The sequence below is a fragment of the Bradyrhizobium sp. 76 genome (assembly GCF_023073025.1).
Lineage (GTDB): Bacteria > Pseudomonadota > Alphaproteobacteria > Rhizobiales > Xanthobacteraceae > Bradyrhizobium.
Window position 1 is genome coordinate 1 of the sequence record NZ_JADPIS010000098.1, and the last position, 25428, is coordinate 25428.

27 protein-coding genes and 2 pseudogenes are annotated in these 25428 nt (G+C 60.3%); 24 read left to right on the plus strand and 5 right to left on the minus strand.

Going from position 1 to position 25428, the window contains the following annotated elements; genetic code table 11:
* Positions 1-120: 120 nt before the first annotated feature.
* From IVB48_RS23630 to IVB48_RS23645, 4 genes and pseudogenes are all read right to left on the minus strand, one after another.
* Positions 121-702: pseudogene (locus IVB48_RS23630) on the minus strand (aminodeoxychorismate/anthranilate synthase component II); the annotation flags it as partial.
* Positions 699-2093, minus strand: a complete 1395-nt coding sequence (gene pabB, locus IVB48_RS23635; protein ID WP_247403470.1) for an aminodeoxychorismate synthase component I — start codon at positions 2091-2093, stop codon at positions 699-701. The pseudogene IVB48_RS23630 and the gene pabB, both read right to left, overlap by 4 nt.
* A gap of 115 nt (positions 2094-2208) precedes the next feature.
* A complete protein-coding gene (locus tag IVB48_RS23640; protein WP_247403473.1) occupies positions 2209-2568 on the minus strand; it encodes a Dabb family protein in 360 nt (119 codons plus the stop codon).
* 163 nt (positions 2569-2731) lie between these two features.
* A complete protein-coding gene (locus tag IVB48_RS23645; RefSeq protein WP_247399141.1) occupies positions 2732-3370 on the minus strand; it encodes a GntR family transcriptional regulator in 639 nt (212 codons plus the stop codon).
* Positions 3371-3496: 126 nt separating this feature from the next.
* On the opposite strand from IVB48_RS23645, the gene bioB reads away from it, so the two are divergent.
* From bioB to IVB48_RS23725, 15 genes and pseudogenes are all read left to right on the plus strand, one after another.
* Positions 3497-4492, plus strand: a complete 996-nt coding sequence (bioB, locus tag IVB48_RS23650) for a biotin synthase BioB (RefSeq protein WP_247403510.1) — start codon at positions 3497-3499, stop codon at positions 4490-4492.
* Between the two features lie 48 nt (positions 4493-4540).
* Positions 4541-4894, plus strand: coding sequence for an aspartate 1-decarboxylase (panD, locus tag IVB48_RS23655; protein WP_247403476.1), 354 nt, complete (start codon positions 4541-4543; stop codon positions 4892-4894).
* Between the two features lie 70 nt (positions 4895-4964).
* Complete coding sequence (locus tag IVB48_RS23660; protein ID WP_247403479.1) at positions 4965-6119, plus strand: 8-amino-7-oxononanoate synthase; 1155 nt, start codon at positions 4965-4967, stop codon at positions 6117-6119.
* Positions 6116-6748 (plus strand): dethiobiotin synthase, encoded by a 633-nt coding sequence (gene bioD, locus IVB48_RS23665; RefSeq protein ID WP_247403482.1) that lies wholly within the window; start codon positions 6116-6118, stop codon positions 6746-6748. The genes IVB48_RS23660 and bioD overlap by 4 nt, the downstream gene beginning before the upstream one ends.
* Positions 6748-8010 (plus strand): adenosylmethionine--8-amino-7-oxononanoate transaminase, encoded by a 1263-nt coding sequence (locus tag IVB48_RS23670; protein WP_247403486.1) that lies wholly within the window; start codon positions 6748-6750, stop codon positions 8008-8010. Before bioD ends, IVB48_RS23670 begins: the two co-directional genes overlap by 1 nt.
* A gap of 654 nt (positions 8011-8664) precedes the next feature.
* Positions 8665-8859, plus strand: a complete 195-nt coding sequence (locus IVB48_RS23675; protein ID WP_247282183.1) for a hypothetical protein — start codon at positions 8665-8667, stop codon at positions 8857-8859.
* Positions 8860-9116: 257 nt separating this feature from the next.
* Complete coding sequence (locus IVB48_RS23680; RefSeq protein ID WP_247403490.1) at positions 9117-9362, plus strand: hypothetical protein; 246 nt, start codon at positions 9117-9119, stop codon at positions 9360-9362.
* Positions 9359-11830 carry an ATP-binding protein gene (locus tag IVB48_RS23685; RefSeq protein WP_247403494.1) on the plus strand — a complete coding sequence of 824 codons (2472 nt, stop codon included), beginning with the start codon at positions 9359-9361 and terminating at the stop codon, positions 11828-11830. Before IVB48_RS23680 ends, IVB48_RS23685 begins: the two co-directional genes overlap by 4 nt.
* A gap of 291 nt (positions 11831-12121) precedes the next feature.
* Positions 12122-12682, plus strand: coding sequence for a thermonuclease family protein (locus IVB48_RS23690; RefSeq protein WP_247403496.1), 561 nt, complete (start codon positions 12122-12124; stop codon positions 12680-12682).
* A gap of 94 nt (positions 12683-12776) precedes the next feature.
* Positions 12777-13034 carry a hypothetical protein gene (locus IVB48_RS23695; RefSeq protein WP_247403498.1) on the plus strand — a complete coding sequence of 86 codons (258 nt, stop codon included), beginning with the start codon at positions 12777-12779 and terminating at the stop codon, positions 13032-13034.
* A gap of 424 nt (positions 13035-13458) precedes the next feature.
* A complete protein-coding gene (locus IVB48_RS23700) occupies positions 13459-14406 on the plus strand; it encodes a zincin-like metallopeptidase domain-containing protein (RefSeq protein ID WP_247403500.1) in 948 nt (315 codons plus the stop codon).
* A gap of 106 nt (positions 14407-14512) precedes the next feature.
* Positions 14513-14671, plus strand: a pseudogene (locus tag IVB48_RS41410) (DNA-binding protein); the annotation flags it as partial.
* Positions 14672-14778: 107 nt separating this feature from the next.
* Positions 14779-15840: a toprim domain-containing protein gene (locus IVB48_RS23710; RefSeq protein WP_247282178.1), complete on the plus strand. Its 1062-nt coding sequence runs from the start codon at positions 14779-14781 to the stop codon at positions 15838-15840.
* A 330-nt stretch (positions 15841-16170) separates the two neighbouring features.
* Positions 16171-17094 carry a DUF2493 domain-containing protein gene (locus tag IVB48_RS23715; RefSeq protein ID WP_247403505.1) on the plus strand — a complete coding sequence of 308 codons (924 nt, stop codon included), beginning with the start codon at positions 16171-16173 and terminating at the stop codon, positions 17092-17094.
* 1170 nt (positions 17095-18264) lie between these two features.
* Positions 18265-18585, plus strand: coding sequence for a DUF736 domain-containing protein (locus IVB48_RS23725; protein ID WP_018458991.1), 321 nt, complete (start codon positions 18265-18267; stop codon positions 18583-18585).
* A 514-nt stretch (positions 18586-19099) separates the two neighbouring features.
* Here IVB48_RS23725 and IVB48_RS23730 read toward each other — a convergent pair.
* On the minus strand, positions 19100-19384 hold the full coding sequence (locus IVB48_RS23730; RefSeq protein ID WP_346659013.1) for a helix-turn-helix transcriptional regulator: 285 nt from the start codon (positions 19382-19384) through the stop codon (positions 19100-19102).
* Positions 19385-19440: 56 nt separating this feature from the next.
* Between IVB48_RS23730 and IVB48_RS41415 the strand changes: the two genes are divergently transcribed.
* The 9 genes from IVB48_RS41415 to IVB48_RS23775 form a co-directional block, all read left to right on the plus strand.
* Positions 19441-19605, plus strand: coding sequence for a hypothetical protein (locus IVB48_RS41415; protein WP_346015294.1), 165 nt, complete (start codon positions 19441-19443; stop codon positions 19603-19605).
* A gap of 509 nt (positions 19606-20114) precedes the next feature.
* Positions 20115-20480: a hypothetical protein gene (locus tag IVB48_RS23740; protein ID WP_247282177.1), complete on the plus strand. Its 366-nt coding sequence runs from the start codon at positions 20115-20117 to the stop codon at positions 20478-20480.
* Positions 20477-20749: a DUF2285 domain-containing protein gene (locus IVB48_RS23745; protein WP_247282176.1), complete on the plus strand. Its 273-nt coding sequence runs from the start codon at positions 20477-20479 to the stop codon at positions 20747-20749. Before IVB48_RS23740 ends, IVB48_RS23745 begins: the two co-directional genes overlap by 4 nt.
* Positions 20750-21130: 381 nt before the next feature.
* A complete protein-coding gene (locus IVB48_RS23750) occupies positions 21131-21409 on the plus strand; it encodes a helix-turn-helix domain-containing protein (protein WP_247282175.1) in 279 nt (92 codons plus the stop codon).
* Positions 21410-21412: 3 nt separating this feature from the next.
* Positions 21413-22315: a replication initiator protein A gene (locus IVB48_RS23755; RefSeq protein ID WP_247282174.1), complete on the plus strand. Its 903-nt coding sequence runs from the start codon at positions 21413-21415 to the stop codon at positions 22313-22315.
* A 454-nt stretch (positions 22316-22769) separates the two neighbouring features.
* Complete coding sequence (locus IVB48_RS23760) at positions 22770-23234, plus strand: DUF2840 domain-containing protein (RefSeq protein WP_247403508.1); 465 nt, start codon at positions 22770-22772, stop codon at positions 23232-23234.
* Positions 23234-23740 carry a S26 family signal peptidase gene (locus IVB48_RS23765; RefSeq protein WP_247282172.1) on the plus strand — a complete coding sequence of 169 codons (507 nt, stop codon included), beginning with the start codon at positions 23234-23236 and terminating at the stop codon, positions 23738-23740. Before IVB48_RS23760 ends, IVB48_RS23765 begins: the two co-directional genes overlap by 1 nt.
* Entirely contained in the window at positions 23737-24639 is a 903-nt protein-coding gene (locus tag IVB48_RS23770; RefSeq protein ID WP_247282171.1) for a lytic transglycosylase domain-containing protein, read from the plus strand. The genes IVB48_RS23765 and IVB48_RS23770 overlap by 4 nt, the downstream gene beginning before the upstream one ends.
* 204 nt (positions 24640-24843) lie before the next feature.
* A partial coding sequence (locus IVB48_RS23775; RefSeq protein ID WP_247403516.1) for a transposase occupies positions 24844-25428 on the plus strand: 585 nt, incomplete at its 3' end.

A 25428-nucleotide genomic window follows, 5' to 3' on the forward strand; every position in this document is an offset into this window, starting at 1 on the left:
CCTACTTCAACCAGCCGCCATTCCGCTTGGCGGCCTAACCCCGGCAGACGCTCCACTTATCGAGGCGGAGATTCTGTTCAGACAACCGGGACCAGCTCTCGTTGTCGTCTTATCCTGCTGCGAGCGATAAGTCTCTGCGAGTCGCAAGAAGTTTTTAAGCACCACGTGCCCGTCTTGGGTAAGGATCGATTCCGGGTGGAACTGCACACCAAAAGTTGGGTGATAACGATGTGCGAGGGCCATGATCTCGCCCTCGTCGGAACGCGCTCTCACCGTAAGATTCGGTGCGCATGACTCATCGAGCTCAACAACAAGAGAATGGTAGCGGCCAACGGAAAGTGGCGACGGTAGCTCCCTGAATAGCCCTCGGCCGTCATGCGTTACATACGAGGACCGACCGTGCATAGGGCAACGTGCACGCGCCACCCGTCCGCCGAATACGCTCCCAATACACTGGTGTCCGAGGCAGATGCCGATAATTGGAACGCGACCCGAAAGTTCACGGACGACGGCCGTAGATACTCCGGCCTCAATTGGAGTGCACGGACCGGGGGAGATGACCACTGCGCACGGCTTGAGGTCAATGAGGTCGCTGACGCTGACCACGTCGTTCCGGAAGACTTCCGTTGCTTCACCAAGCTCCTGGAAATAGCGGGCAATGTTGAAGACGAAGGAGTCGTAGTTGTCGATGATGACAATCAAAGTGCACCGGATGTTTCAGCACGAAATGCGTCAAAGATTCGCTGCGCCTTGGCAAGCGTCTCCTCGTATTCTGCCGCCGGGTCCGACATCGCCGTTATACCGCTGCCTGCATGAAACACCGCCATATCATCGTCGATCGTCACAGTGCGGATCGCGATGTTCGTGTCCATCTGCCCGTTGAAGCCGATGAAACCGATCGCCCCGCAATAGACCTCGCGCGCCACACGCTCGATTTCAGTAATTATCTGCATCGCTCGCACCTTTGGCGCCCCCGTAATGGAGCCACCAGGAAAGCAAGCTCGCAGTAGCGTAACCGCATCTTCGTCTCCCGCAAGTGTACCCGTAACGATTGAGACGAGGTGATGCACTGAGGCATAGGACTCGAGATCGCACAGGGCTGGAACGTGGACTGAATGTGGAGTGCAAACACGTGATAGATCGTTGCGCAGGAGGTCGACAATCATAATGTTCTCGGCACGATCCTTTTCGGACGCAGCGAGCACGTTAGCCCGGCGCTGGTCTTCGTTGGAATCAGCCGAACGCGCGATCGTGCCTTTGATCGGTCGTGTTTCGACCTTTGTTCCGTCGAGCTTCAGGAATCGCTCAGGCGAGCTCGATGCGATGGTCAGCTTTCCGTACCGTAGGAGGGCCCCAAAGGGTGCCGGGTTCAATGACCGCAGTTGACGATAGAAGGTGAGCGGATCGAATATAGTCGACAGCCTGGCCGTGAAGCGCTGCGCAATGTTGGCTTGGAAGAGGTCTCCGGCCAGAATCAAGTCGATGACGCGCTGTACCGCCGTAATGTATGCTTCTCGGCTGAAGTTTGAATTCCATGCACCCGCTGTGCCGGGGAGCACGATCCGCGGCGACTTTGGGTTGGCAAGCAGGGCTGCGAACTCATCGGCTCGACGACGTGCGCGCTCGCCGCGACGTGCGGGATCCTGCTCCGGCCATCCGGTCGAGACGATCCAGCATCTGTTGTTCCGGTGGTCGTAGCTGACGACCACGTCGTAAAGATGCAGAATGGAATGGGGTAAACGCTGACCGGGAATTGCCGGCGCCGGCAATCGCTCCAGCGTCCTGTTCAAATCGTAAGCGAAGAAGCCAGCCGCGCCTGCCTGAAATGGCGGGAGATCGGGACGATGCTCTTGCGGATAGTTGGCGAGAAGAGTGCGAAGAACTTCCCATGGATCGCCATCGATATCTTCGCCGTTGCAACTCGCCCGTCCACCCGCGACTATGTAGGTGCTGAATGGATCGCAGGTCACATATGAGTAACGCCCGAGCAACTCATGCGTTGCTGCGCTATCGAGAAACGAGAGGTGCGGTCGATGCGCGAGACATTGCACCGCTTTGATAGGCTCAATCCACTGTAGTTCACGGACGTGCATCGCCTATGAGTCACCGCTGACTGGCGTGCTGTTAGACACGCTTCGATTATGATCTCGACCACAATGAGAGCGACGCTGGTCGGAGCGCCGCAAGCTCTCGAGATTGACTGTCAGACTAAGCCCCGTCGGGGGATACGATGCGCGGACTAAGTTGGACTACGCCTGCCGCTGAGACGAAACGCGCATCTGTTGATACGTCATAGTCGGCCGCGAGGCGCAGCTCGCGCAGTGGTCGTGCTCGCCTGATCGATTCCTGGTAGAGCTCATGCGCTTTGTAGGCTGCGAGCTCCGTCTCGTTGTCGAACTCACCGTAGACCACGACGTCGATATCGTTGCCGAACTGGTCGGCCTTGCGATTGCGAGCAATCTCGAGCCGCCGGGCATGCGAGATCCTGGTGAGAAGCGATAGGCCTTCGATCATTTGGTCGATATGGGCCTTATCTTTGGCGGTAAACAAGACAATGTGACGGATCATGATTGGCCATAGGTTAAAATCGCGAGCAGGTCGCATAGCTATCTTGGAATCGAGCCCGCTGCAACGCTAGCGCCACATGCCGCCTCGCGCGGCAAACACAGAGGGGTTTGACACTCTTGCGATGGCCTGCGGTCTGAAGCGGAGCCCGCCAATCTCATTCTGGTCACGACGCGGGAAGGGCAAGGCGCTCAATCGTTTGAATGTGGCGTGCGAGCAGGTTGCAGGCTTGATCGACGTTGCGCGCTCGCAGTGCCTGCAGAATCAGGCGGTGATCCTGATTGGATCGCGGTCGCCCCCCAGCATTGCGCGCCATCGCGAACACCAATCGCGAATTTGCAAGCTGTAGTCCGTCGAGACTGGCGAGCAGGCGCGGCATCGCGCACGGCGCCACCAGCGCCTGGTGAAAGGCGCGGTTGGCCATCTCAAAATCCTGAATCGTCTGGGCATTGTCTCCTTCAATCAGAGCGAGCTCAATTCGTGCCAAATGGGTCGATGTGAACTTTGGCGCCGCATTGCGCAATGCGACCACTTCGAGCGCGGCACGCATCTCGGCGATCTCTTTCACTGAAGTGGTATCAAGCGGGGCAACCCGAACGCCGCGACGGGGCACAGCAACGACAAGATGTTGCGCCTCCAATTGCCGAAAAGCCTCGCGTACCGGGACGTGGCTCGAGTTGAACTCCCGCGCGACATGATCCTGCCGCAGCGGGGCATCTGGCGGGATCGCGCCGCTGATTATGCGCTCTCCGATTGACTCGGCAATGCGCCAGGCAACGGTCGTACTCTCGCCGTCGGTCATCATAGATTATCTATCAAAAAAGCGGGTGCGTTCGCAGGCGGCGTGGGTTAGCATCAAGACGAAGATCAACGATCATAGATAATCGCGGGTATTATCTATGATCAATCATGGATGGGAACGCAAGCCTTAATGATTGCCTCTGGGAGAGTAGAGCGGAACGACAGTAGAAACGGCGCACACGTGCGCAGTAACTGGGAGCGCGCCGAGGCCCAAGCGCTCTACAGCCTGCCGTTTGCCGACCTGATGTTTCGGGCGCAGAGCGTTCATCGCGACAACTTCGATCCAAACCACGTCGAAACCGCAAGCCTGCTCAGCATCAAGACGGGCGGCTGTCCGGAAGATTGCGGCTACTGCTCGCAGAGCGCGCATTACCAGACCGGTCTGAAAGCGACCCGCCTGATGGATTGCGCCGATGTGGTCGCTAGCGCACAGGGCGCCAAAGATGCCGGCGCGAGCCGCTTCTGCATGGCCGCGGCCTGGCGCAGTCCAAAACACCGCGATCTCGATCAGGTCTGCGATATGGTTAGCGCGGTCAAAGGTCTTGGAATGGAAACCTGCGTCACGCTCGGCATGTTGACTCCGAACCAGGCCGTACAGCTCTTTGAGGCTGGACTCGACTTCTACAATCACAACGTCGACACCTCGCCGGAGTTCTACGGCAAGATCATCAGCACCCGTACTTTGCAGGATCGCATCGACACACTCGCACATGTTCGAGAGGCCGGCATCAAGGTGTGCAGCGGCGGCATTATCGGCATGGGCGAGCGCGTCGAGGACCGTCTTGGCATGCTCGTGCTGCTCGCCAATCTCCCCAGCCATCCGGAGAGCGTTCCAATCAACATGTGGAACGAGGTCGAGGGCGTGCCGGTCAACGACACCGCGGAGCGTCCCGAACCCTTTGCGCTGGTCCGCCTGGTGGCGACCACTCGGATCATGATGCCGAAGAGCGTCGTGCGGTTGTCCGCTGGACGGCAGTATATGACCGATGAACTGCAGGCGCTGTGCTTTTTTGCCGGCGCGAATTCGATCTTCATCGGCGACACGCTCTTGACCACGAAGAACCCGCAGCGCGATCGCGACACGAACTTGCTGGACCGGCTCGGCATCGCGTCCAGCCTGGCCTGAATCAATCAGAGCAGCGCGCGCCGCGCACAAATCCAGCTTGGGCGAGAAATGCAGATTACGTTGATGAAAGGCAAAATCCATCGCGCCTCGGTCACCGAAGCCGACCTGCACTATGAAGGTTCGATTTCGATTGACCGTGCGCTGCTGAATGCTGCGGGATTCTTGATCAACGAACGCGTTGAAATCTACAACATCGACACTGGAGCGCGGTTTGCCACCTATGTGATCGAAGCGCCTACAGGGTCAGGTATCATAGGTCTGAATGGTGCGGCTGCCCGTCTCGCCATGCCCGGAGACAAAGTTATTATCGTTGCATATGCCTCCTTTGACGAAGCCGACGCAAAAACGTTCAAGCCGCACGTTGTGCTGGTCGACCGAGACAATCGCATCTTGCCAAGCTGAAGCCGCGGGCCCGAAGTTCTTCCCTGCCATCAGAACCCTTGAGACACCAATCATACTGTCCGAGTGAAGAATGAATCCAATCCATGCGACCAAAGTTGCCGATTATGTCGCAGCCTTGGATGCCCTGAAAGAAGACGACCGGCTGCGCGGCCTCAAGCCGCGCGCGGGCATTGATTTCGCGTCGAACGACTATCTCGCGCTGGCGAGCGCGCCGCGCATGAAAAAGGCTGTCTTGGACGCGATCGAGGCCGGTACACCGATCGGTGCCGGCGGGTCGCGGCTTTTGCGCGGCAATTGCGAGGAGCACGAACGTCTCGAAGCAGAAGCTGCAAGTTTCTTTGGGGCGGAGACAGCGCTTTTTTTTGGCGGCGGTTATGTCGCAAATTTCGCCGTCCTGACAACGCTGCCGCAGCGAGGCGATTTTCTCGTTCTTGATGCTCTGGTGCACGCGAGTATTCATGAAGGCGCGCGAGCTGGCCGGGCCGACTTTCGGACAAGCGCGCATAACGATCCGGAGTCGGTCGAAAGCGCGATTCGTGACTGGCGGGCCGGTGGCGGAATGGGCCGCATTTGGATCGTCGTCGAAAGTCTCTACAGCATGGACGGCGACTTTGCGCCTCTCAAGGATATGATCGCGCTCGCCGACCGGCATGATGCGTTCCTGATGGTAGATGAGGCCCACGCAACAGGCGTTTACGGCGAGCAGGGACGAGGACTCACCGCGCCCTATGAGGGACGCGAAAATCTGCTGGTCGTTCATACCTGCGGCAAGGCGCTGGGCGCGGCCGGCGCGCTCGTCACTGCGTCCGGCGTGCTGCGAGACTTTATGGTCAATCGTTGCCGTCCATTCATCTTCGCGACCGCGCCGTCGCCGCTGATGGCTGTCGCCGTGAGGGAGGCGATTCTGATCCTGCAGCAGGAACCCGAGCGACAGCAGCGTCTCACCAAGCTGGTCGCGTTCTCGCATCGGGAGATGAGAGAGCGCGGCTGGAAAAGTCCTTCGGATTCGCAGATCGTACCATGCATCGTAGGCGACAATGCGCGCACGATGCGGCTCGCCTCTGCATTGCAGGCTCGCGGGTTCGATATCCGCGGAATCAGGCCGCCAACCGTCCCGGCGGGCACCGCCCGGTTGCGAATTTCAGTGACGCTTAACGTGAAGGAGGACGACGTGCGTGCAATGCTCGATGCCTTGATCGAGGAGACGAAAGGCGAGCTTCAATGAGTGCCAAAATCATCGTAACGGGCACAGGTACCGGAATTGGAAAGACGGTGTTTTCCGCGGGGCTCGCCAATCTCCTCGGAGCGGACTATTGGAAGCCGATTCAGGCTGGCCTCGAGGGAGAAACCGATACCGAGGTCGTCTCTTGTCTTGGCGGCCTCTCGGCCGATCGCATCCTGCCGGAACGCTACCGCCTTCGGACCCCCGCTTCTCCCCATCATTCTGCCGAACTTGACGGAGTTCGCATCGAGGCGGATTTGCTCGATGTGCCCGATACCGGGGAGCGGCCATTGGTGATCGAGGGCGCGGGCGGGCTGATGGTGCCGCTGAGCGGCGACACACTCTACATTGATGTCTTCGAGCGATGGCGGCTTCCAGTGGTGCTTTGCGCAAGCACAGCGCTGGGCACCATCAATCACTCGCTGCTGTCGATAGAGGCTCTCCGAAAGCGTGAGATCCGCATTCTTGGGATGGCCTTCATTGGCGAAAGAAATGCTGAGACTCAGGTTGCAATTCGCGAGATGGGGCGGGTGCGCTGGCTAGGGCGATTGCCATGGCTTTCTCCCCTCACGGCAGACACGCTGCAGGCCGCCTTCCAAGCCTCATTCCGTGCTGATGATTTCGAGCCGTGATGCCGACGACAAAGTCGCCAATCTGGCATCCGTTCACGCAACACGCGCTTCAAGGCGAAATGACAAAGGTCGTGCGTGCTGATGGTGCTTATCTCCACACCGCAGATGGGCGCCGTATTATCGATGCAATCTCATCCTGGTGGGTCGTAACGCATGGTCATTGCCATCCCCATATTGTAAGCGCCATTCAGGAACAAGCCGGTAAGCTCAATCAGATCATCTTTGCCGGCTATACCCACGATCCGGCTGAGGAGCTTGCTGCGCAACTGTTGAAAGTCGCACCCCGTGGTCTCGACTATGTCTTCTTCTCCGACAGCGGCTCCACCAGTGTCGAAGTCGCCTTGAAGATGGCACTCGGGTATTGGCATAATATCGGTCAGCAGCGAAGACGCATTGTCGTAATGCAACACTCCTACCACGGCGATACGGTTGGGGCGATGTCCGTTGGTGCCAGAGGTGTGTTCAACGCGGCGTACGGGCCGCTGCTGTTCGATGTTACCTCGATCCCGTTCCCAGCGAGCGGTCGTGAGCAGGCGACACTCGCTGCGCTCGAGTCCGCGTGTCGAAACGAAATGCCAGCCGCCTTTCTTGTGGAGCCTCTGATATTGGGGGCGGGCGGGATGCTGATGTACCCAGCCTGGGTGCTAACAGCGATGAAGCGGATCTGCGAGGCGTCGGACGTCCTGTTCATTGCCGACGAGGTCATGACGGGCTGGGGCCGCACCGGTTCGCTATTTGCTTGCGAGCAGGCCAATGTCACGCCCGATATCGCTTGCTATTCGAAAGGTCTCACGGGAGGGGCGCTCCCACTCGCGGTTACGCTCTGCAGTGCGCACATTTTCGACGCGCATTATTCGAAAGATCGTATGCGTACGTTCTATCATTCGAGTTCATATACGGCGAATCCGGTAGCCTGTGCCGCTGCAAAAGCGAACCTGGATCTTTGGTGGCATCGGGACTCCCGCGAGCGCGCCGCTTCGCTCGCCGCCATGCAAGAACGGGCAATTGAGCCATTCCGCGCCGACGCGCGCTTTGAAAACGTTCGTCGTTCCGGGACCATCACAGCGCTTGATTTGAAAACCGGCGATGGCGGCTATTTGGCGGACATCGGTCCGACGCTTCAGGCTTTCTTTAACGACCGAAATCTGCTGCTGCGCCCGCTCGGCAATACCATCTACGTGATGCCGCCCTATTGCGTCACCGCGGCAGATCTCGACGAAATCTACGCTGCAATCGGCGATGCAGCCGATGCGCTGGTTTGAAGGCGCGCTTTTCGAGTTCGGACTCGCGCTCCTCCTCGGTAGCGATTCTCATCATCTCAGAAAGAAGGCCGAAAGACGGTCTCCGGTACAAAGCACGCTTGCGTTAATGAAGTCCGTGACTTCCCGGGAATTGACCAATGAAGCTTGGGAGTGACGGACCATGTCGGTAGCGCAAGCCGGCTTGATGGCTCGCAGTTCCTGATGTCAGTCCGCATCAGATTTTTGATCTTGCTGCCGCCGCGGGGCTTCCGGCACGATCACGAAGCAGGACCAGTGCTGACCGCAGGTCGCCAACAGCAGAGGCGTTGAAATCCACCGAAGAAGCCGGAGATCCAACAGCATTTGGGCGCGATCACGGGACTTATTGGATTGATCGATTGTCTGAAGTGCTCCAATGTAATGCTGAAACGACGCAAATGTGATGCCGAGACAACACTCTCATTTGATCGAGACTGTTCGTTGCGTACAATGTCTGGGGAACAAAGGCGCAAGATCTGGCAAAGTCAGCGTGCCACAGCCAGAACATGGGGCAACGCCGCTGGGAGATATGATGTTGGACCGCGACGGTGACTTGATCTTTCAGCTTCTGCTTTACCTTAGTCTAGTGCTTATTGTTGCGTCTCTGATGGGCTTAAGCGCGGCGGGGATTGCAGCATGGTCGAGCGAATGACCGTCAGCAAGTATCAGTTCGCGGGCGAGCTGCGGCAGTTGATCGAGACGCACATCGGCCCGTCGAGCACGTTCGAAGACTACGTCCTCATAATCGGGGAGCTGGAAGGGGCGAAGAACAGGCTGGAGCTGGAGTCCGAGAAGTTCTCGGACGAGGAGGTTGACGCCTGCGAACTATAGCGAGCGCTTTGCACTGCACAGATCCGGTAGGCGGAGGTGGTCACGCACGATATGTCGATTGAGCAATTTGCGCCAGCCGCTCATCCTTCGCCGTGAGATGCTGCGCATTCTGAGCCCGGTGGACTGACCGCGAGCAATCATAATCGGGTGGAGTGGCGGCGCTGCGCCGGCAGCGCGCCTCAGAACCGACCTATATCACGCGGCTGAATGCCGGAATCGAGTAGATATCCAAAGTGGATAGACGCCGGGGGGCTACAATGGCTAAGGACAGGCTAACTGCGTTTGAGATCGATGACACTCAAACAGTCGATGAAAATATTTCTGCATTCACGAGCGAACTCAAGACAGTCGATGATGCTCTCGCAAGAGTTTTGTCTGCGTCGCTCTCCAAGATCAGCCTAGAAATCCCATTCGATCAAGGCGAACTGCTTGACGCATTGTATGCGGCGACCGCGCCCGTCGAGCCCGAACAACCTTTCTCCAGCGAAGGCGCCGCACAATGAGCGGTTGGTATCTTCAAAGGGTCTCCATCGAAGGGTTTCGCGGCATCAACAACGAGGGCGCACCGCTCGTACTCAAACTCAAACCGGATTGCGTCAACTCGATTTCCGCGCCCAACGGGGTCGGAAAGACATCAATCTTCGATGCCATCGTTTATGCGATTACCGGTCGAATTCCGAAGTTGGAGGATCTACCGGCAGCCGAAAAGGGACCATCCTACTATCTTAACCGCTTCCATACTGGTGGCGTCGGGACCGTCGCTCTGACCTTGGAGCCGGCCGCCGGTGGCGCGGAGGTCACCATAACCGTCCAGCGCGATGCCGCAGGCGCCCGGACTGTCTCGGCGAGCAACGGCGCAGATGGAGACGCCATTCTCGCCGATATCAATCGCGAGTTCGTCCTCCTTGACGGAAAGACCTTTCAGGACTTCATCGACTTTTCACCGCAGAAGCGCGGTCGATCGTTTGCCGGACTGCTCGGTCTGAAGCGTTACTCCGCCTTGCGACAGGGCCTTGCGTCACTTGCGAACACGAAGGCATTCAACAACCACTTCGGCGTGGCCGCCAAGGAGGCCACTCAAAACGGCGCGACCGTTACCGCACAGCGCGCCCGGGCCAACATCAAGGAGGCCTACACGGCCCTCGTCGCAGACGAGTATGATCCGGCGGAAGCCGAAAGGACGATGCTCGCGAAGGCTCATTCCGCCCTTCATGGCGTCGAGCTGCTTAGGCCGATTTGCGAGGGTCGCACGTTCGAGGAGATCGACCCGTCGGCTTGCGTCGATGCCGCAAAGACCGCCGAGGGTGGTGAGGCAAGAGAACAGCTCGCGAAAATCCTCCGCGATCAAACGAGTTGGATTGACGCGGCGAAAACCGCGCCAAGCGAAGAGGATGCCGGGCGTTTGATCGAGCTAGCGGACGCCCGCGACACTGCGCTGCAGGTCACCCAAGGGGATCTGTTCCATCAGCTCTACGGCCTCAGCGAAACCATCCTTGCCGATGACTCCTGGGCGGATAAGTGCGTCTGCCCGGCGTGCGACCGATTGGACACCAATTCGGTTCTCAATCATGTTCGTCGTAAACTCGCCGACTTCGAGGCGGTTGAGGCGGCTTCGGCTAATCTGGTTCAAGAGTGGACCGAAAGGGGCTGGAATCAACTCGAAGACCTGGAGCGGTTGGGTCGCCGACCTGAAGAGGTGGCCCACCTTGCCGAGGCAAAGGACATCGGCGTCAAGGGAACCCTCGACGGCACGCGTGCACGTGCCGTTACTGAATGGCTGAAGACGCTGACCGATCGCGCCGACGCGAAGGTCGCAGAGCTCACGGATAGCAAGATGGCTCTGGAGAAGAGCTTGCCCGACAAACTCACGGCCGTTGTCGAAAAGGCTGAAGCCGCACGTCGTCTTCAGACGAATCTGTCGGACTTGCGCGCCGCCATGAAGGTGTATTCCGCCGTCGGCGCGGAGCTTGCGCGTATCGCCCGGGTAAAGACCTTTCTCGACGCCGCGAGCTCATCGTTCGCCAGCTCTGAATCCGCTACAAGCGCGCGTCGGCTCATCGCCATAGAACCGGTCACGCGGACCATCTTCGCGGCGATCATGTTCACCGATGTCGTGCCAGCACTGAAGAAGCGTGTCGGTAGCGAGGATCTCTCTATCTCCCTCGCACAATTCTGGACCCTGCCAGACATTTCAGCTCAAGCCGTTCTCTCCGAGAGCTATCGCAACGCCTTTGCGATCAGCGTCTACTTGGCGGCGGCGTCGCTCTACGGGGCGGGGGCCAAGTTTCTCATTCTCGATGATGTAACATCGAGCCTCGATTCCGGGCACCAGTTTCATTTGATGAACGTGATCAAAGGACAATTTGCCCGCCCCGGCGTCCCCAGCGGTCCACAGGTGGTTCTGCTGAGCCATGACACCGTTCTCGAAAAGCTGTTCAACACTAACGCGAATGAGGGAGAGTGGTGGCATCAATGCATCCAGGGCACCGCGCGGACGGCCGTCCTGCCGCAGTCGGGTGCGATCCACAAAGTCCGCGATGCAACCCACGCCTTTCTCGACACCGGTAATACGGACGATGCTGCTCCGCGGATCAGGCAGTATCTGGAGTTCAAACTCGAGGAAGTCATCTCAAAGGTCGGCGTACCCGTACCGATTGCCATTGCTTTTAATGACGACAAACATATGGCAAAGAACCTGATCGACGCCATCAAGGCAGCTGTCGATCTCCACGATGCTGCTCGCCGCCTGGTGTTGGAGCCTGCCCAGATCACCGGTCTCGGCACCGCTGTAGCGACCATCGTGAGCAACTACCTGTCCCACTGGTCCACTGGTCAGACCCACGCCTTCACTGCCCCTTCCTTGAAAGGGGTGATGCAGGCGATTGAGAGTTTCGCAAGCTGCTTTGAGTTCGAGCACCCAGCCGGCTCGGGTCAGTACCGCTACTATCGCTCGCTTAGCCAAAAGTTTTGAACATCGGTGGTGAGGTCCTCTTGCCGGCACCGATGAGCCCGGCCTGATTAGCGGTCAACGTCATCGAAAATAGATCGCCTCGCAGGAGCCGCAGATGCAACCGGCTTCGGTTCTTGTTCGCGCGGAACTGGAGACATGTAGTTCCACTCAGCCTTATGGTCAGGTTTGTCCTCGGCCTCCTTGCGGAGTTTCACTATCCCGAGCGGCCTGCGAACCTGCCAGCGCTGTAGCCACTCGCGAACTGGCCGAAATCCAATCCGCGAGATTTGCGGTAGCTAGAAGGTCATTGGAATGCGTCGAACCTCTGTCGCATTGATTATCGCCATTCTGTCGAGCGTAGCGTTGGCCGACGATTTTGTCAGCCAGGCCAGTGTTATCGACGGCGACACATTGGAAATACATGGAGTGCGCATCCGGCTCTGGGGCATCGATGCGCCGGAGAGCAGCCAGCTGTGCCGTGGCGACGACAGCTTACAATATCGGTGTGGTGCTCAGGCGGCGAACGACCTTGACGTCTTCATTGGCCGCAGTGCCGTCAATTGTGTTCTAGTCAGCCTCGACCCGTATGGCCGCACGGTCGCGACCTGCTCGGTCGCAGGCAAGGATCTCGGTGATTGGCTTGTACGCAACGGTCTTGCGCTGGATTGGCCCCAATACTCGAAGGGCAGGTATCACGAAGCTCAGCGCGAGGCTGAGCGCGCGGGCCGAGGACTCTGGAAGGGCAGCTACGTCGAGCCGTGGCTCTATCGTGCATGCATCCGCGCAAGTGGAAAGCCGTCCGCCTGTTCGGACGATGCAAATGCCCATCCTTTATGCGATCCCTGCAAGGCACCAATCCAGAAGGGGCGTTAGCCAATCACGGCACTTGGGCAGGTGGCTCTGGCGCCGTTTGGGCTGCTCACGCTACCCATCATTTCCAATCCCCTCACTGCACAACGCGAATGAAATGGTTGCAGCCACCGGTGAATTGCCGGCCTCTGGTTACGCGCTTGAAGTGGACGGCCGGCTCAACGCTGAATTTGCAACCAGAGACGGCGCCAGGGCAGGTGGAAGAACTAAAGAAGCGTTTTTTTCCATGCTTCAGATCAGGATCGACGACGCGCAGACCAATGCGCGCGAGGAAATCTTGGTCCTCCGACTTAAGCCCTGGTGGAGTTCTTCCGCTTGTGCGCGTGCGGCTTCCGCCGCATCGGGCTCTCGTTGAACCGAGCCGCTTTGCGTCTCGGCCGTCCGGCTTCGATCCCTCGCGCAAGAGCTGCGGAGCTCCTCGCCGGGGCACTCGGAAAAGGGGCCCCCCTGCGGCGATCGCTATCACTGCCCCGTTCCCGGGTGCCACTATTGAACCGGTCTCGTCGCTGCACTCGGACCCGCGTGCCCCTTTGGGTCGCTATGCTCACGCTCTCCGGGTGCCATTTCCCGTCGAGGCGATGCGCTCTTGGCGCACGCCCGGTCGGGCCTGCGGCCCCAGACATCTCAGTATCTAGTCCTGAAAGCTTGGGACGGAAGGCGGACCGGGTCGCAAATGTCGCATTCTGAATTAGAGACTGAGAGTAAGAGTTCGCGCGGTTTTGCCGTGACGGGTTACAGGCTGCGAGAGAGGCTCGCGGTGCCCGTCGCGGAGATCTGCGATGTCCAGACATTATCTTCGGGCGAGCACCGGTGAGGACCGGACGAGCCTTTATGACGACATTACCAACAAGATCATCACCGAACTGGAGGCGGGCCGCGTGCCGTGGGTGCAGCCTTGGGGCTCGGCGGCGCCGCAGGCGCCTTTGGCCTTACCGAAGAGTGCCGCGACCGGCCGCCAATATAGCGGCATCAACATTCTAATCCTCTGGGGGGCCGCCACTGAGCGCGCGTTCACCGCTCAGAGCTGGCTTACATTCCGCCAAGCGCTGGCGCTCGGTGGCCATGTCCGCAAGGGCGAGCGCGGCACGACCGTCGTCTATGCCGATCGCTTTGTGCCAGTCGACGAAAAGCGGCGCGCGAGCGAGAACGGTGAGGAAGCGCAGGCCATTGCGTTCCTCAAGCGCTTCACAGTCTTCAACAGCGATCAATGCGACGGCCTGCCCCCGGAGATCGCAACAACAGCGCCGCCCCCGCCGCCAGGACTGATTGAGCCGCAGGTCGAATACCTGATCAAGGCGACCGGCATCGACTTCCGCATTGGTGGTAACCGCGCCTTCTATGTGCCGACAGAAGATTATGTGCAGGTGCCCCCACCGCAAGCTTATTTCGAACCGATCAATTGGCACCGAACGGCCCTCCACGAGCTGGCGCATGCCAGCGGCCATCCGTCACGTCTCAACCGCGACTCGTCGGGCAGCTTTGGGACCAGGAAGTATGCCTTTGAGGAGTTGGTTGCGGAAATCGCGTCGGCGTTCGGTTGCGCCTCGCTCGGTATTGTGCCGACGGTACGACACGCCGACTATATTGGCTCGTGGCTGGAAGTGCTGCGCGAGGACAATCGTGCAATTATCCGGGCCGCTTCCCAGGCCAGCAAGGTCGCCGACTATCTCCTCGGCTTTCTGCCAGAGCCCGCCGCCGATAAGCCGGAGGACCAGCAGGCGGCGTGAGGCTCTACCCGGTGGCCGCGGCGACGAGAGTGAGAGGGCAGGGTCGTTTTCCGCGACGGGTTGGAAGCCGAGAGAGACTCCCGGCTGCCCGTCGTGGAGAATCGATATGACGAAGGCTGTCCAAACAGTCGCGCTCTCCCCCTCGCGTGACATTCCGTTCAGCAAGCTGGTCCTCTGCCCGTCCAACGTCCGGCATGTGCAGGCGGGCATTTCCATCGAGCAGCTCGCCGAAAGCATCGCGCATCGCACGCTGCTGCAAAGCCTCGTGTGCGGGCGGTTGTTCGTGCGTACGGTTGCGAGCGGTGTGGAGGTCCTGTCGAAAGTGCTCGACCCCTATCCGATCACGCGCATCAGTGAGCGGGAGGCCGCCTGATGTTCAGCAAGCCTTGCGAATTAGCACGCCGCCTCGCGCGCGAGGCCGAGGCGGTGTGCCGACACTATCTCTCCAATGGAAAGAGGGAGGGGCGGTACTGGCTGGTCGGCGATGTCCACAACGCCCCAGGGCGCTCACTGTTCGTGCGGCTCCAGGACTCACGGAAAGGCTCCGCCGGAAAATGGACTGACGCCGCAACCGGGGAACATGGCGATCTCCTCGACGTCATCCGTGAAACCTGCGGCTTGCGCGATTTCCGGGAGGTCGCAGAGGAGGCGAGGCGCTTTCTGAGGCTGGCTCGTACTGAACCGGAACTCGTCCCGAAACCCGTTCGTCCGTTAGGACCGGCCGGATCGCAAGACGCGGCAAGACGGCTCTTTATGAGATCGCAACCGATCGAGGGGACGCTGGCCGAGACATATTTGCAGCGTCGCGGGATCGCCCACCTGCACCATGGTGGCAGCCTGCGTTTCCATCCGCGCTGCTATTATCGGCCCGACGAACACCTGCCAGCCGAGACCTGGCCGGCGATGATCGCCTGCGTCACGGATCTCGAAGGCAGGATCACTGGCGTGCATCGCACCTGGCTCGACCCTGACGGCTTTGATCGCATTCGGCTGGGCAAAGCTCCGATCGATACGCCGCGACGCGCGATGGGCGATCTCCTGGGGAACGCGGTTCGCTTCGGCGTGCTGGACGACGTGCTCGCTGCCGGCGAGGGAATCGAAACCATGCTGTCGCTACGTTACGTGTTGCCGATCATGCCAATGCTGGCTGCGCTCTCGGCCAATCATCTCTCCGCCATGGTTCTTCCGACCGGGCTGCGCCGGCTCTACATCGCCCGCGATGTCGATGCCGCTGGCGATGCGGTGCAGGCGACCCTCAGCCAGCGCGCAGCGGACGCCGGCATTGAAGCGGTCACGCTGTCGCCCCGGCTGGGCGACTTCAACGAAGATCTGCATGTCTTCGGTGTCCATGCTCTCCAAGCAGCGTTGCAGCTCCAGCTCGTGCCAGAGGACGTCGTTCGCTTCCTGCATCCCTCGACTGTACCCGCGGAATAGCTTCCGGTCCTTGATCGACGTCGATCGGCCAGTCATAGGCGAGGCCAATACCGGAAGAGGACGCGACCTCGGCCTTCTAGAGAGCGATCGGACGGCAGGCGGAGCGCGCCGGCAATGGCTACGGCCGGCTATTTTCCGCCGCGCGCCAGTGATGTGAAGACACATCATTGGGTTCGCCGCGCGCTTTGCATCGCGAAGCAAAATAGCCGGCCTCCGCCATCCTCCGCTGCCGCTTCGGCCCTTTCGGGTTCTGGCACGCTTCGGCCGCCGTCAGAGGATCGCCACGAAGGCGGCGATAGTCGCGGCCGATCCGGCAAAGGACCTCTTCCCATGACCGACCATGACGACGTCGAACCGCTGCACAACTCTTCTCCGACCGACCAAGTCATCACCGAACTCCAGCTCTTCGGCTATCACCCCTTCGACGACCAGCCCGATCCAAGACCGCTCCCAGAGGGCAAGATGGTTGGCGGCGCCGTCGCCGATATCTTCGACGCCCTGGTCGCGACCTTGAGCGACACCCGGCTTGAGCCGGACCTTGACGATCTGCTCTGGTCGACCGTCAACCTGTTCCATCGTGCCGTCGAGCGCGTCGAAAGGCAGCTCGATAACAACGAACAAGCGCAGCACAAGAGCCAACGCGAGCAGAACGGGTCCGAGGTGCGATCGGTCGAACTCGAGCGCCTGACCGCCGAAGGCGTCACGCTGATCGAACGCCGCAACTGCCTGGAACTCTTCCGTGACCAGGCCATCGAACAATTTGAGGTCAACACCGGCGCATCCTGGCGCCCGCGATCGGGATCATTGGTCAACCACCGCACGTTCACCGCAGCGATGATCGACTCCCGCGACTTCATTGCCGCCAAACGCCGCGCCGAAACCGAGGTCTTGTTGCCACCCGGGCCGAAAATCGCACTCACCGGCGGGCTCGACTTCAATGACCACAACCTCATCTGGGATCGCCTCGACAAGGTTCATGCCAAGCACCCGGACATGGTCCTCCTGCATGGCGGCTCTCCCAAGGGCGCCGAACTGATCGCCTCCAAATGGGCGACCAATCGCAAGGTCCCACAGATCGCTTTCAAGCCGGACTGGACGAAACACGCCAAGGCGGCGCCATTCAAGCGCAACGACGCGATGCTCGAACTCCTGCCGATCGGCGTCATGCATTTTCCGGGCACGGGAATTCAGGACAATGTCGCTGACAAGGCGAAGCGGCTCGGTATTCCCGTTTGGAAGTTCGGCGGCTCATGAGCGCCGTCTACTCGCCTGGAAGACGACGAAGACGGAGTTGCGCGCCGCAACTCCGCCTACTTCCGATTTTCGGTCCGAAGCCGCGCCGCGGTGGTGGTGGAGGCGCGACCAATACCTCTGTGCATTGGAGCCACCACCATGCTCGCCCTTGGGCTTGCCCTCAACACGCTCGGCATCGGTTTGTTCTGCTGGCTGATCCTTGCGCTGGCGCTCTATGCCTTGCCGTTTTTCGTCGCGCTCAGTGTCGGAATATCGGCATTTTCGCGATGGCGCGGGCCTCTTCGGCGCACTGCTTATCGGAATTGCTTCTGGCGCGCTGACGCTTGCCGCTGGTCAGCTCACTCTCGCGGTTAATCGGTCCTTGACCTTGCGCGTCCCGGTCGCAACCGTCTTCGCGGTCCCGCGGCAATCGCCGGCTACCATGTGGTGTTTGCCCTGTCCCAGATCGGGGTGCGTTCGCCGAGCTGGCGGGAGGCCTTCGCTTGCGTAGGTGCGCTTTGCATCGGCGGCACGGCATGGGCGCGTTTGACCGCTTCGCGAGGCCCCCCACCGTCTCACTCGGCCGGGGTGGTGGAGAATACACCTCGACCAATTCTTCCAGCCGCCACGCTCGAGCGATGAGGCTTCGTCGTCATCAGGTCGAGCAAGCTCGCACAGAGACCAGGTTGAACGAGACGGCGTCGAGCTCGAGCGAAAGGCAACCGCGTCTCCCTTCGAAGCCTTTATGCAAGGCCCACCAATCTCTGTCTGGCTCGCATAGCTGGGTGGGGCGCGCCGCGCTCGATCATTCCTGCGGGAGACGATACCGCCCTTTGCGGCAGATTGTTTCTCCTTCTGCGCCGGCCCGTCCCGACCTCTTGCTCAGAACAACCGAAATTTGCCACTCATCTCCTTAGGATTGCGGTTCAGCGCGCGGACGCACGTGGCCTCCTTGATGGCTCGATCTGGCCCAAGAGCGGCTGCGCCTCGATCGTCTGAGCCGCAACGCCGTTGATGCGACTTTCTTCCCCTGGGCTTGCGCCCATTCCTCGCGAGACAAGAAAGTCGCTCCAACGGCGTCCTCCGCTGCGCTCCGGCCTGCTAGCGGGTGCGTCGCCGATCGTCTTCGGCCTTTAGATCGCCATCGAGGCCGCGGTGGTCGCGGGCTCGAAACACAACAGGAGAAGTGACATGGCTAACATCGGTTCTTTCAAGAAAGTCGGCAACGATTTCCAGGGCGAGATCGTCACCCTGAGTTTGCAGGCCAGGGGCGTCCGCATCGTCGCCGAGACCAACCGCTCCAACGATAACGCTCCCAGCCACCGCATCTATGTGGGCCGGGCGGAGATCGGGGCAGCCTGGTCCAAGCGCTCCGAGGAGGGCCGCGATTACCTCTCGCTCAAGCTTGACGACCCGTCGTTCAACGCGCCGATCTACGCGAACCTGTTCGATGACGAAGGCGGAGAGGGCTACACGCTCCTCTGGTCGCGCCCGCGCAAGAACGGGGAGTGAGGCTCGGTCCAAAGCCCCGCCTGAGTTGATCGGGCGGGGCTTCTTTTCCAGCCTAAGGCGGCAAGATGATCACGCTGCTGTTCCATTGGAGCGGTTCTCACATCACCTCTCGTGGGTACCGATATCTATTTTGGTCTGGTCAATGCCGGTATCGTAGACAGCTTGCTCTTGGGGCAGCGAGGGGCTTTGCGGAGCCCGGGGACCGAGCGCCTCAACCTCATAAGTCACCGCTGCGGCGCTAACGCTTTGCTGACCTTGCATCGGGCGTCTAATCGGGCGGAGGCACAATCGGAATGGCAAGTCCGGCGTCTACGCGGTCCCGTTTTGACCATCATCTTGAAGCCCTTCACTCACGCTTGAGCATTGCCGGATGGATTGTAAGGGCAGGAGGCTACACCCTCCTTAGGTCCGACCGCATAAAACCGGCAAGCAGAGCTCGAACAAAAACCTCGTCGAACCGCTCGTGCGAGGCTTCTTGCAGGCGCAGGGGAACGTCTCGCCGCGGTACGATGCTCTACTGGTCAATCTTTTTTCCTCTTCGGTGCTTTAGGACGCTCTTGGAGAACTCCTGGTCCGGCAAGACAAGATTCACGTGGCTAACACCCAGTGTGGTTGCGAGTTCGAACAGCGTCACCACGGTGGGATTGCGCCGACCTTGTTCCAATCCGCTGATATATTGTTGCGTGAAGTCGGACGCCTCTGAGAATTTCTCCTGCGTGAAGCCTTTCTGCTTCCGCAGTTTTAAAAAATTCCGACCCACCAACTTGCGCATATCCATCGGCGCAAGTTGCTTCTTCACATTGAACTGAGGAACCGTGCCTGCGCACGTCTATTGTCATTCTTGCGAGATTTATCATGCAAACACCGCCCCTTGAGCCGCATGTCGCCGCCTGCGCCCCCACAGATCCAGCGCTCACATCCTATGATGAGGAGCATCTGGTGACGTACTGGCGCCTTCTCGACGCCGCGGCAGATGGCGCCGACTGGAAGGAAGTGGCCCGAATCGCGCTGCACATTTGATCCGGACCGAGAATCGATGCGGGCGCAAACTGCATTCGAGAGCTATTTGAGGCGCGCTAGATGGCTGGCAGATCACGGCTACCGTCATCTGGTTGCGCGGTGGCGCAGGTAGATAGCAGGATTTGGCCATCCGAGTTGAGAAGTCAATTCTCTCCGACCATCATGGATCTTCTTGAGCATCACTTGGTGATCGCTTCCACGGCAACTTGGCACTCCCACAGCCCTTATTGACCGGCTATCGAGTCAATCGCGCTTGGAGAGTTCAGCCCGGAGTAGATGCGGTCGAGCGCACAATCACGCACGAATTTTGCTCGCCTTCTCCTCGACCAGTTGGGCGGGTCGAACTTCCAGAGCCTGCGAGACTTGCCAGATCGTAAGCAGGGTCACGTTTTGCAACCCTCTCTCCATTGATGAACGCGCGGTCGACACCCATGCGCTCTGCCACCGCCTCTTGGGTCAGGCGCAGGTCTAACCGAAATCGACGCGTGTTTGCTCCAAAAAGCTTGCGGATGTCCATCCGCAGGATAGGAAGCATTCGCGTATTTGGCGCTGCTTTCACCCATGACCCGCAAGGGTCTTTCTACGAGCAGACCATCTTCTGGGCGCCCGAGGCGATGCCAACGGTGGTGCCGGTCGTTCGGAGCGCGTCCGGCCGTCAAGGTTCGGACGTAGTACTTCCGCTTGCTGACCTCACGTCGGCCACCATGAGGCAAGCACCGGACGGCTGGCATGCCCTCTTGCTGGTCCAGGGCACGCAGCATCGATTATGGCTCAGTGAGGCCCCGCACCTCGGCACCGGATATGCCACCGAATTGCCGCTTGACGAGAATTCGTCGCGCGCGCCCACGCCGCGCATCGCTTATGGCGAACGTTGAACGGCCGCCCGCCGGGACCTGCCTTTCACCGGCTTTCGGCCCAGCAGCGGAAAAGGCTCGGCCTGGCTCTGCGAGCGCGGGATGGGCATGAGGATGGCGCATCCTATCGAACGATCGCGGAGGTGATGTTCGGCAAAAAGCGACTCATCGAGCGCGGCTGGAAGACCCACGACGTGCGCAGCCGTACCATTCGCCTGGTCAAAGCCGGTCGCTTCATCGTGCGCGCTGGCTACCGTTCATTGTTTCGGTCGAGATCCCGCCAGAGATAGATCTGCATAGCGTACAACTGATGCAATCAGGTCAGGTTTGGCGCCTCTAGCCCTCCCGCTGACTGCACCGGCGGGCGGCCCGCGATTGGATCTTACGCCTCATGCGCGCCGATCGCCTGCGTCGCATCGGAGCGCTTCGAGCTCCCCCGCACCACGCCTAACAACTGAGACGTCCCTGGCTGCGCAGCAGAATCGTCGGCCGATTGCTGGACTACCAAGCCTGCATTCCTCTTTTGCCGATCGCAGCGCGAAAGCAAAGGAGGGGTGCCGAAATCGCCCTAACAATGTTCGGCATCCCCTCACGTGCGTTCGCTCCTCCATGGTGTCCCTTGACGCGCGATCAAACTCCGTCGCGCTCCATGACATCACGGGAGCGATCCGATGCCCGACCCGAACGCCGGCACGCCGCAGCGCTATCTTCGCACACCAGAAGCGGCACGCTTTCTTGGCCTCTCCGGCCGCACCCTCGAAAAGCATCGCACCTATGGCACAGGTCCGACCTACCGCAAGCTGGGCGGCCGCGTCGTCTACGCGCTCGAAGACCTGAAAGCATGGGTGGACCGCGGCGCCAAAACGTCGACCAGCGATCCCGGGGTTGGCACGGTCTTGCCCGCCAAGCGGCACCCGCCCATCCCTTACGCTGGCAAGGAGCGGCGCTGACCCATGCCGGACAGCAACTCCTTTGCGCGCTCGCGGCGCAACTCAGAACGGGATCAGCTCGATCTGTTTCGCGCTCTTCCCGGTGATCTCGCGCCGCGCGACGCGCAAGACTTAATGGCTTATCCGTTCTTTTCGCTGGCGAAGTCGAAACGGACCGTTCCCATCGATTTTGGGGTCGGGACAATCAAGATCCGTGTCGAAGCTGTGCCGGAACATGGCATGGCGACCATCTGGGATGCGGACGTGCTGATCTGGGCCGCCTCGCAAATTATCCAGGCGCGTGATGCGGGTTTGAAGACGTCGCGGTTGATGGCTGCCACCCCTTACGAGATCCTGACCTTCGTGGGACGCGGCACAAGCGTGCGCGACTACGATCGCCTCAAGGCTGCGCTCGACCGGTTGCAATCGACCACTGTGATGACATCCATTCGCCAGCCGACTGAGCGCCGGCAGCATCGGTTCTCGTGGATCAACGAATGGAAAGAGACGGCGGATATGCACGGCCGCGCCCGCGGGCTCGAGCTGATCCTGCCAGACTGGTTCTACACGGGTGTTCTGAACGAAGCGCTCGTGCTGACGATCGACCGCGCATATTTCGATCTGACTGGCGGACTGGAGCGCTGGCTTTATCGCCTCGTGCGCAAGCACGGCGGTCGCCAAAAGGGCGGCTGGAGCTTTGATCTTGTGCACCTCCACGCCAAATCGGGCTGCCTATCGCCACTCAAGCACTTCGCATACGACCTGCGCCAGATCGTTCGACAGCAGAGATTGCCAGGATATGAACTGGTCATCTCGCACGACCCAAATGGGACGGAACGGCTGAACTTCGCTCCCACTCCGGTCGACCCGCTTACCCACCGGCTGCGCAAGCGCGGGCTTATCTCCGGCTCGGGGGAAAACCTGTGAATCCCGCCGTGCTATCAGGGACCAGCGCCACCGTGCCATCGGGGACCGAAAACGCGTGCCATCAGGGACCGCTATCGCGGAAAAGCCCTTGCCACAGACGAGCTTCCGCTTCCTCTAACTTTCCTAACCAGGAATCCTTCGGATTCCTTCTAACGGACCCCCAGTCCACGTCGCGGCAGAGTTCGTGGCTGTCCGGTCAGCCTACCGCCTGCGCCAACCTCCGCACGACAGCGGCTGAGCTGCGTCTTGCTTCCTGGAAATGGATCTTCGCAGTCCTGGACCTGCAGGAGCGTTATCTCCTCCCAAGGCGCGCTTGGCGTTCTGACGCGGCCGTGAGCGCGGAGCAGTCGTGCTTCGCCCCGCCTGTCGTTTGCCTATCACGCCTCCTCGTCCTGGACTTCAGATCGCCACGTCTCAGCACCGCGCCTGCCGTCTTGCGATATGGAATTTCAATATGAATGATCTCACGACCGTTGAGCTCCTGTGGCTCGAGAAACGCATCGAAAACCGCATTCGGTTCGGCCGGCCTACATCGGAAACGATCATCGACCATCACCGGCGTGTTCTTTCATTTGCGCCTGGCAGCATTTTTGCGTTCGTACGCTGGAGCTCCAATGACTTCGGAACTGTACTGTCACGCATCGATATTCTGCGCGCGTGCGCGCCGGGGCAACGCTACTCGACCGTGCCTTGGATCAGTCCGGGCGGCGAGAGCCTGCTGAGATTGTCAGGTTGGCCGAAGGTCGAACGTGTCCTGCAGCTGATCGGCGCGGTGGAAGCACTGGGCATCGATCCTGCCGACGCGGCGCCCGACTACTGGCACCACGCGCACAATCGCCTTTCCGTGAATGAAACTCCGCGAAGCTACACCCGTGCGCGTCACCAGGCGTGGCTCCGGCGCCAAAGGGCGACACTCTGATGGGCCGGCTCATAACACTTCTTGCCATGTGCGGTGGCACGGCTCTTGCGCTCTCCGCCGACCGGTGCACAGCGCCATGGTATATTTGGAACGCTTCGCATAGCGTGCCGATCGGTCTTTACCGCTTGCAGCCGGTAGAGCGTCTCCGTGTCACCTCGCTCGTAGCCGTTCGCCCGCCTGAGCCGCTTGCGTCGTTCCTTGATTTGAACGGCTATCTGCCGCTCGGCATTCCCATGCTCAAGCGGGTGTTGGCGCTCCCTGGGCACACCGTCTGCAGACGAGAACTCACTATCCTCGTCGACGGCATCGAGATGGGCGAGGCCCGCGAGCGCGATGGCCGTGGGCGGCCTTTGCCCGCATGGCAAGGATGCCACGTCCTGACGGCCGACCAGATCTTTCTGATGAACTGGGAATCGGCCGATTCTTTTGACGGCCGCTATTTCGGGCCGATCGCGGCCTCCGCCGTCATCGGCCAGGCCTTGCCAGTGTGGACAAAGGACGAATGACCATGCTTGCCTTGCTTCATCGACTTGCAGCTTCATCATGCTTCCGCGGACCGCAATCCCCTTGCTCCTTCCCGGCCAAGCTCGTCAGCAGATGCGGGCGCGCCGATGATGATCAGCTGCAAAGGCCGCACGTTGACTTCTCCCAGGCTGCGCTCGAGGCGATGCGGGCATGCCGTCCGTCCTTCCGTATCATCGTGGCATTCCTGGCAGCTTTGGCAGCTGTCGAATTGCCGTGGAGCTGTCGAGCCCAATCCGAATTGCAGGCGCCTGCTCCGCCCTCAACGTGCCTTGGCAAATTCGTCCCATATGCGGCCTTCATTGCCGAGGCGTCCCGCCGGTTTGCAGTTCCCGTGCAATTGGTTTGTGCCGTGATCCAGGTCGAAAGCAGTGGCAAAGCGCACGCCGTGTCATCTCGAGGTGCCCTGGGCTTGATGCAAATCATGCCAGGGACGTGGGTCGACCTGAGCGCCCGCTACAATCTAGGCATCGACCCCTTCGACCCCCATGACAACATTTTCGCGGGGGCCGCCTACCTGCGAGAGATGCTGGACCGGTTCGGCTCGGACGGATTTCTCGCTGCCTACAACGCAGGCCCCCAGCGCTACGCGAAGCATCTGACGACGGGGCGCGCGCTGCCTGAAGAAACCCTGGCCTACCTGAACAAACTCGAGCCATTGACCGGCATGATACAGCGCTGGCGCGATACTTCGGTCCCTGGTCACGGCACAAATTGGAAGCAAGCCAAGCTGTTCGTTCCGCGATTTTATCGCTGGTCGCGCGAACGGAGCTCGGCATCCGCTCTGCACGAAACGCCTTCATCGAAAGACGCGCTGAATTCCCACGCGACTGAACTTTTGCCCCATGCGAGTGGCCTGTTCGTGCCGCGATCGGGGAGGTGAAGTCTCAATGACGATAATCGCATCTCCTCGCATGCCATCGCAAGGTCTCGCATTTTGGAAAGTGATGAGGACACGGGCGGAAGGAGCAGGCCGGGGATGGCCGCCCGTAATCGGTCTCCTGCAGAACTTGCGGCGGCGGAGCAGATGGTCTGCGCGATGAATATTGCGCACACTGCACCGGCTCAGCAACGCGGGAGGCGTGTGATGGAATTCTTCTGTGGTTTGGACGTCGGCATGGACGAGACGGCGATCTGCGTGGTGGATGCGACGGGCAAGGTGATGCTGGAGACGGCGGTGGTGACCGATCCGGACGCGATCAAGGTGGCGCTGACGCCCTATCTTGGCCGCTTGCGACGCCTTGGTCATGAGGCGGGATCGCTGTCGCCCTGGCTGCATCCGGAGCTGCTCAGGCTTGGCCTGCCGGCGGTCTGCCTGGAGACTTTGCATGTTCGCGCGGCGCTGAAGGCGCAGCGCAACAAGACCGACCGGGCAGATGCGCTCGGGATTGCCCACATCATGCGCACCGGCTGGTTCCGGCGCGCCCATATCAAGAGCGAGGCCTGCTACCGGCTGCGGCTGTTGTTGACGCACCGGCGCAATCTGAAGCGCAAGTTTGTGGACCTCGAGAATGCGATCCGGCACTCGCTGAAAGTGTTTGGCATCCGGCTGAACCGGGTCGGGCGCGGCGGCTTTGCGCAAGCCGTACGCGAGGCGGTCGCGGGCGATGCGCTGGTCAGTGAGCTGATCGACGCCATGCTCAATGCGCGCGCCGCGCTGTGGAAGGAGTAC

Bases quoted from the DNA above. Each gene is read 5' to 3' on its own strand.
- IVB48_RS23660 (WP_247403479.1), top strand. From the start codon at position 4,965: ATGAATCCAATCCATGCGACCAAAGTTGCCGATTATGTCGCAGCCTTG.
- IVB48_RS23770 (WP_247282171.1), top strand. From the start codon at position 23,737: ATGACCATGCTTGCCTTGCTTCATCGACTTGCAGCTTCATCATGCTTC.
- IVB48_RS23690 (WP_247403496.1), top strand. From the start codon at position 12,122: ATGCGTCGAACCTCTGTCGCATTGATTATCGCCATTCTGTCGAGCGTA.
- IVB48_RS23695 (WP_247403498.1), top strand. From the start codon at position 12,777: ATGGTTGCAGCCACCGGTGAATTGCCGGCCTCTGGTTACGCGCTTGAA.
- IVB48_RS41415 (WP_346015294.1), top strand. From the start codon at position 19,441: ATGCAAACACCGCCCCTTGAGCCGCATGTCGCCGCCTGCGCCCCCACA.
- IVB48_RS23725 (WP_018458991.1), top strand. From the start codon at position 18,265: ATGGCTAACATCGGTTCTTTCAAGAAAGTCGGCAACGATTTCCAGGGC.
- IVB48_RS23680 (WP_247403490.1), top strand. From the start codon at position 9,117: ATGGCTAAGGACAGGCTAACTGCGTTTGAGATCGATGACACTCAAACA.
- IVB48_RS23715 (WP_247403505.1), top strand. From the start codon at position 16,171: ATGACCGACCATGACGACGTCGAACCGCTGCACAACTCTTCTCCGACC.
- pabB (WP_247403470.1), bottom strand. From the start codon at position 2,093: ATGCACGTCCGTGAACTACAGTGGATTGAGCCTATCAAAGCGGTGCAA.
- IVB48_RS23755 (WP_247282174.1), top strand. From the start codon at position 21,413: ATGCCGGACAGCAACTCCTTTGCGCGCTCGCGGCGCAACTCAGAACGG.
- panD (WP_247403476.1), top strand. From the start codon at position 4,541: ATGCAGATTACGTTGATGAAAGGCAAAATCCATCGCGCCTCGGTCACC.
- IVB48_RS23740 (WP_247282177.1), top strand. From the start codon at position 20,115: ATGTCCATCCGCAGGATAGGAAGCATTCGCGTATTTGGCGCTGCTTTC.
- IVB48_RS23640 (WP_247403473.1), bottom strand. From the start codon at position 2,568: ATGATCCGTCACATTGTCTTGTTTACCGCCAAAGATAAGGCCCATATC.
- IVB48_RS23675 (WP_247282183.1), top strand. From the start codon at position 8,665: ATGGTCGAGCGAATGACCGTCAGCAAGTATCAGTTCGCGGGCGAGCTG.
- IVB48_RS23750 (WP_247282175.1), top strand. From the start codon at position 21,131: ATGCCCGACCCGAACGCCGGCACGCCGCAGCGCTATCTTCGCACACCA.
- bioB (WP_247403510.1), top strand. From the start codon at position 3,497: ATGATTGCCTCTGGGAGAGTAGAGCGGAACGACAGTAGAAACGGCGCA.
- bioD (WP_247403482.1), top strand. From the start codon at position 6,116: ATGAGTGCCAAAATCATCGTAACGGGCACAGGTACCGGAATTGGAAAG.
- IVB48_RS23700 (WP_247403500.1), top strand. From the start codon at position 13,459: ATGTCCAGACATTATCTTCGGGCGAGCACCGGTGAGGACCGGACGAGC.
- IVB48_RS23760 (WP_247403508.1), top strand. From the start codon at position 22,770: ATGAATGATCTCACGACCGTTGAGCTCCTGTGGCTCGAGAAACGCATC.
- IVB48_RS23765 (WP_247282172.1), top strand. From the start codon at position 23,234: ATGGGCCGGCTCATAACACTTCTTGCCATGTGCGGTGGCACGGCTCTT.
- IVB48_RS23670 (WP_247403486.1), top strand. From the start codon at position 6,748: ATGCCGACGACAAAGTCGCCAATCTGGCATCCGTTCACGCAACACGCG.
- IVB48_RS23645 (WP_247399141.1), bottom strand. From the start codon at position 3,370: ATGATGACCGACGGCGAGAGTACGACCGTTGCCTGGCGCATTGCCGAG.
- IVB48_RS23710 (WP_247282178.1), top strand. From the start codon at position 14,779: ATGTTCAGCAAGCCTTGCGAATTAGCACGCCGCCTCGCGCGCGAGGCC.
- IVB48_RS23685 (WP_247403494.1), top strand. From the start codon at position 9,359: ATGAGCGGTTGGTATCTTCAAAGGGTCTCCATCGAAGGGTTTCGCGGC.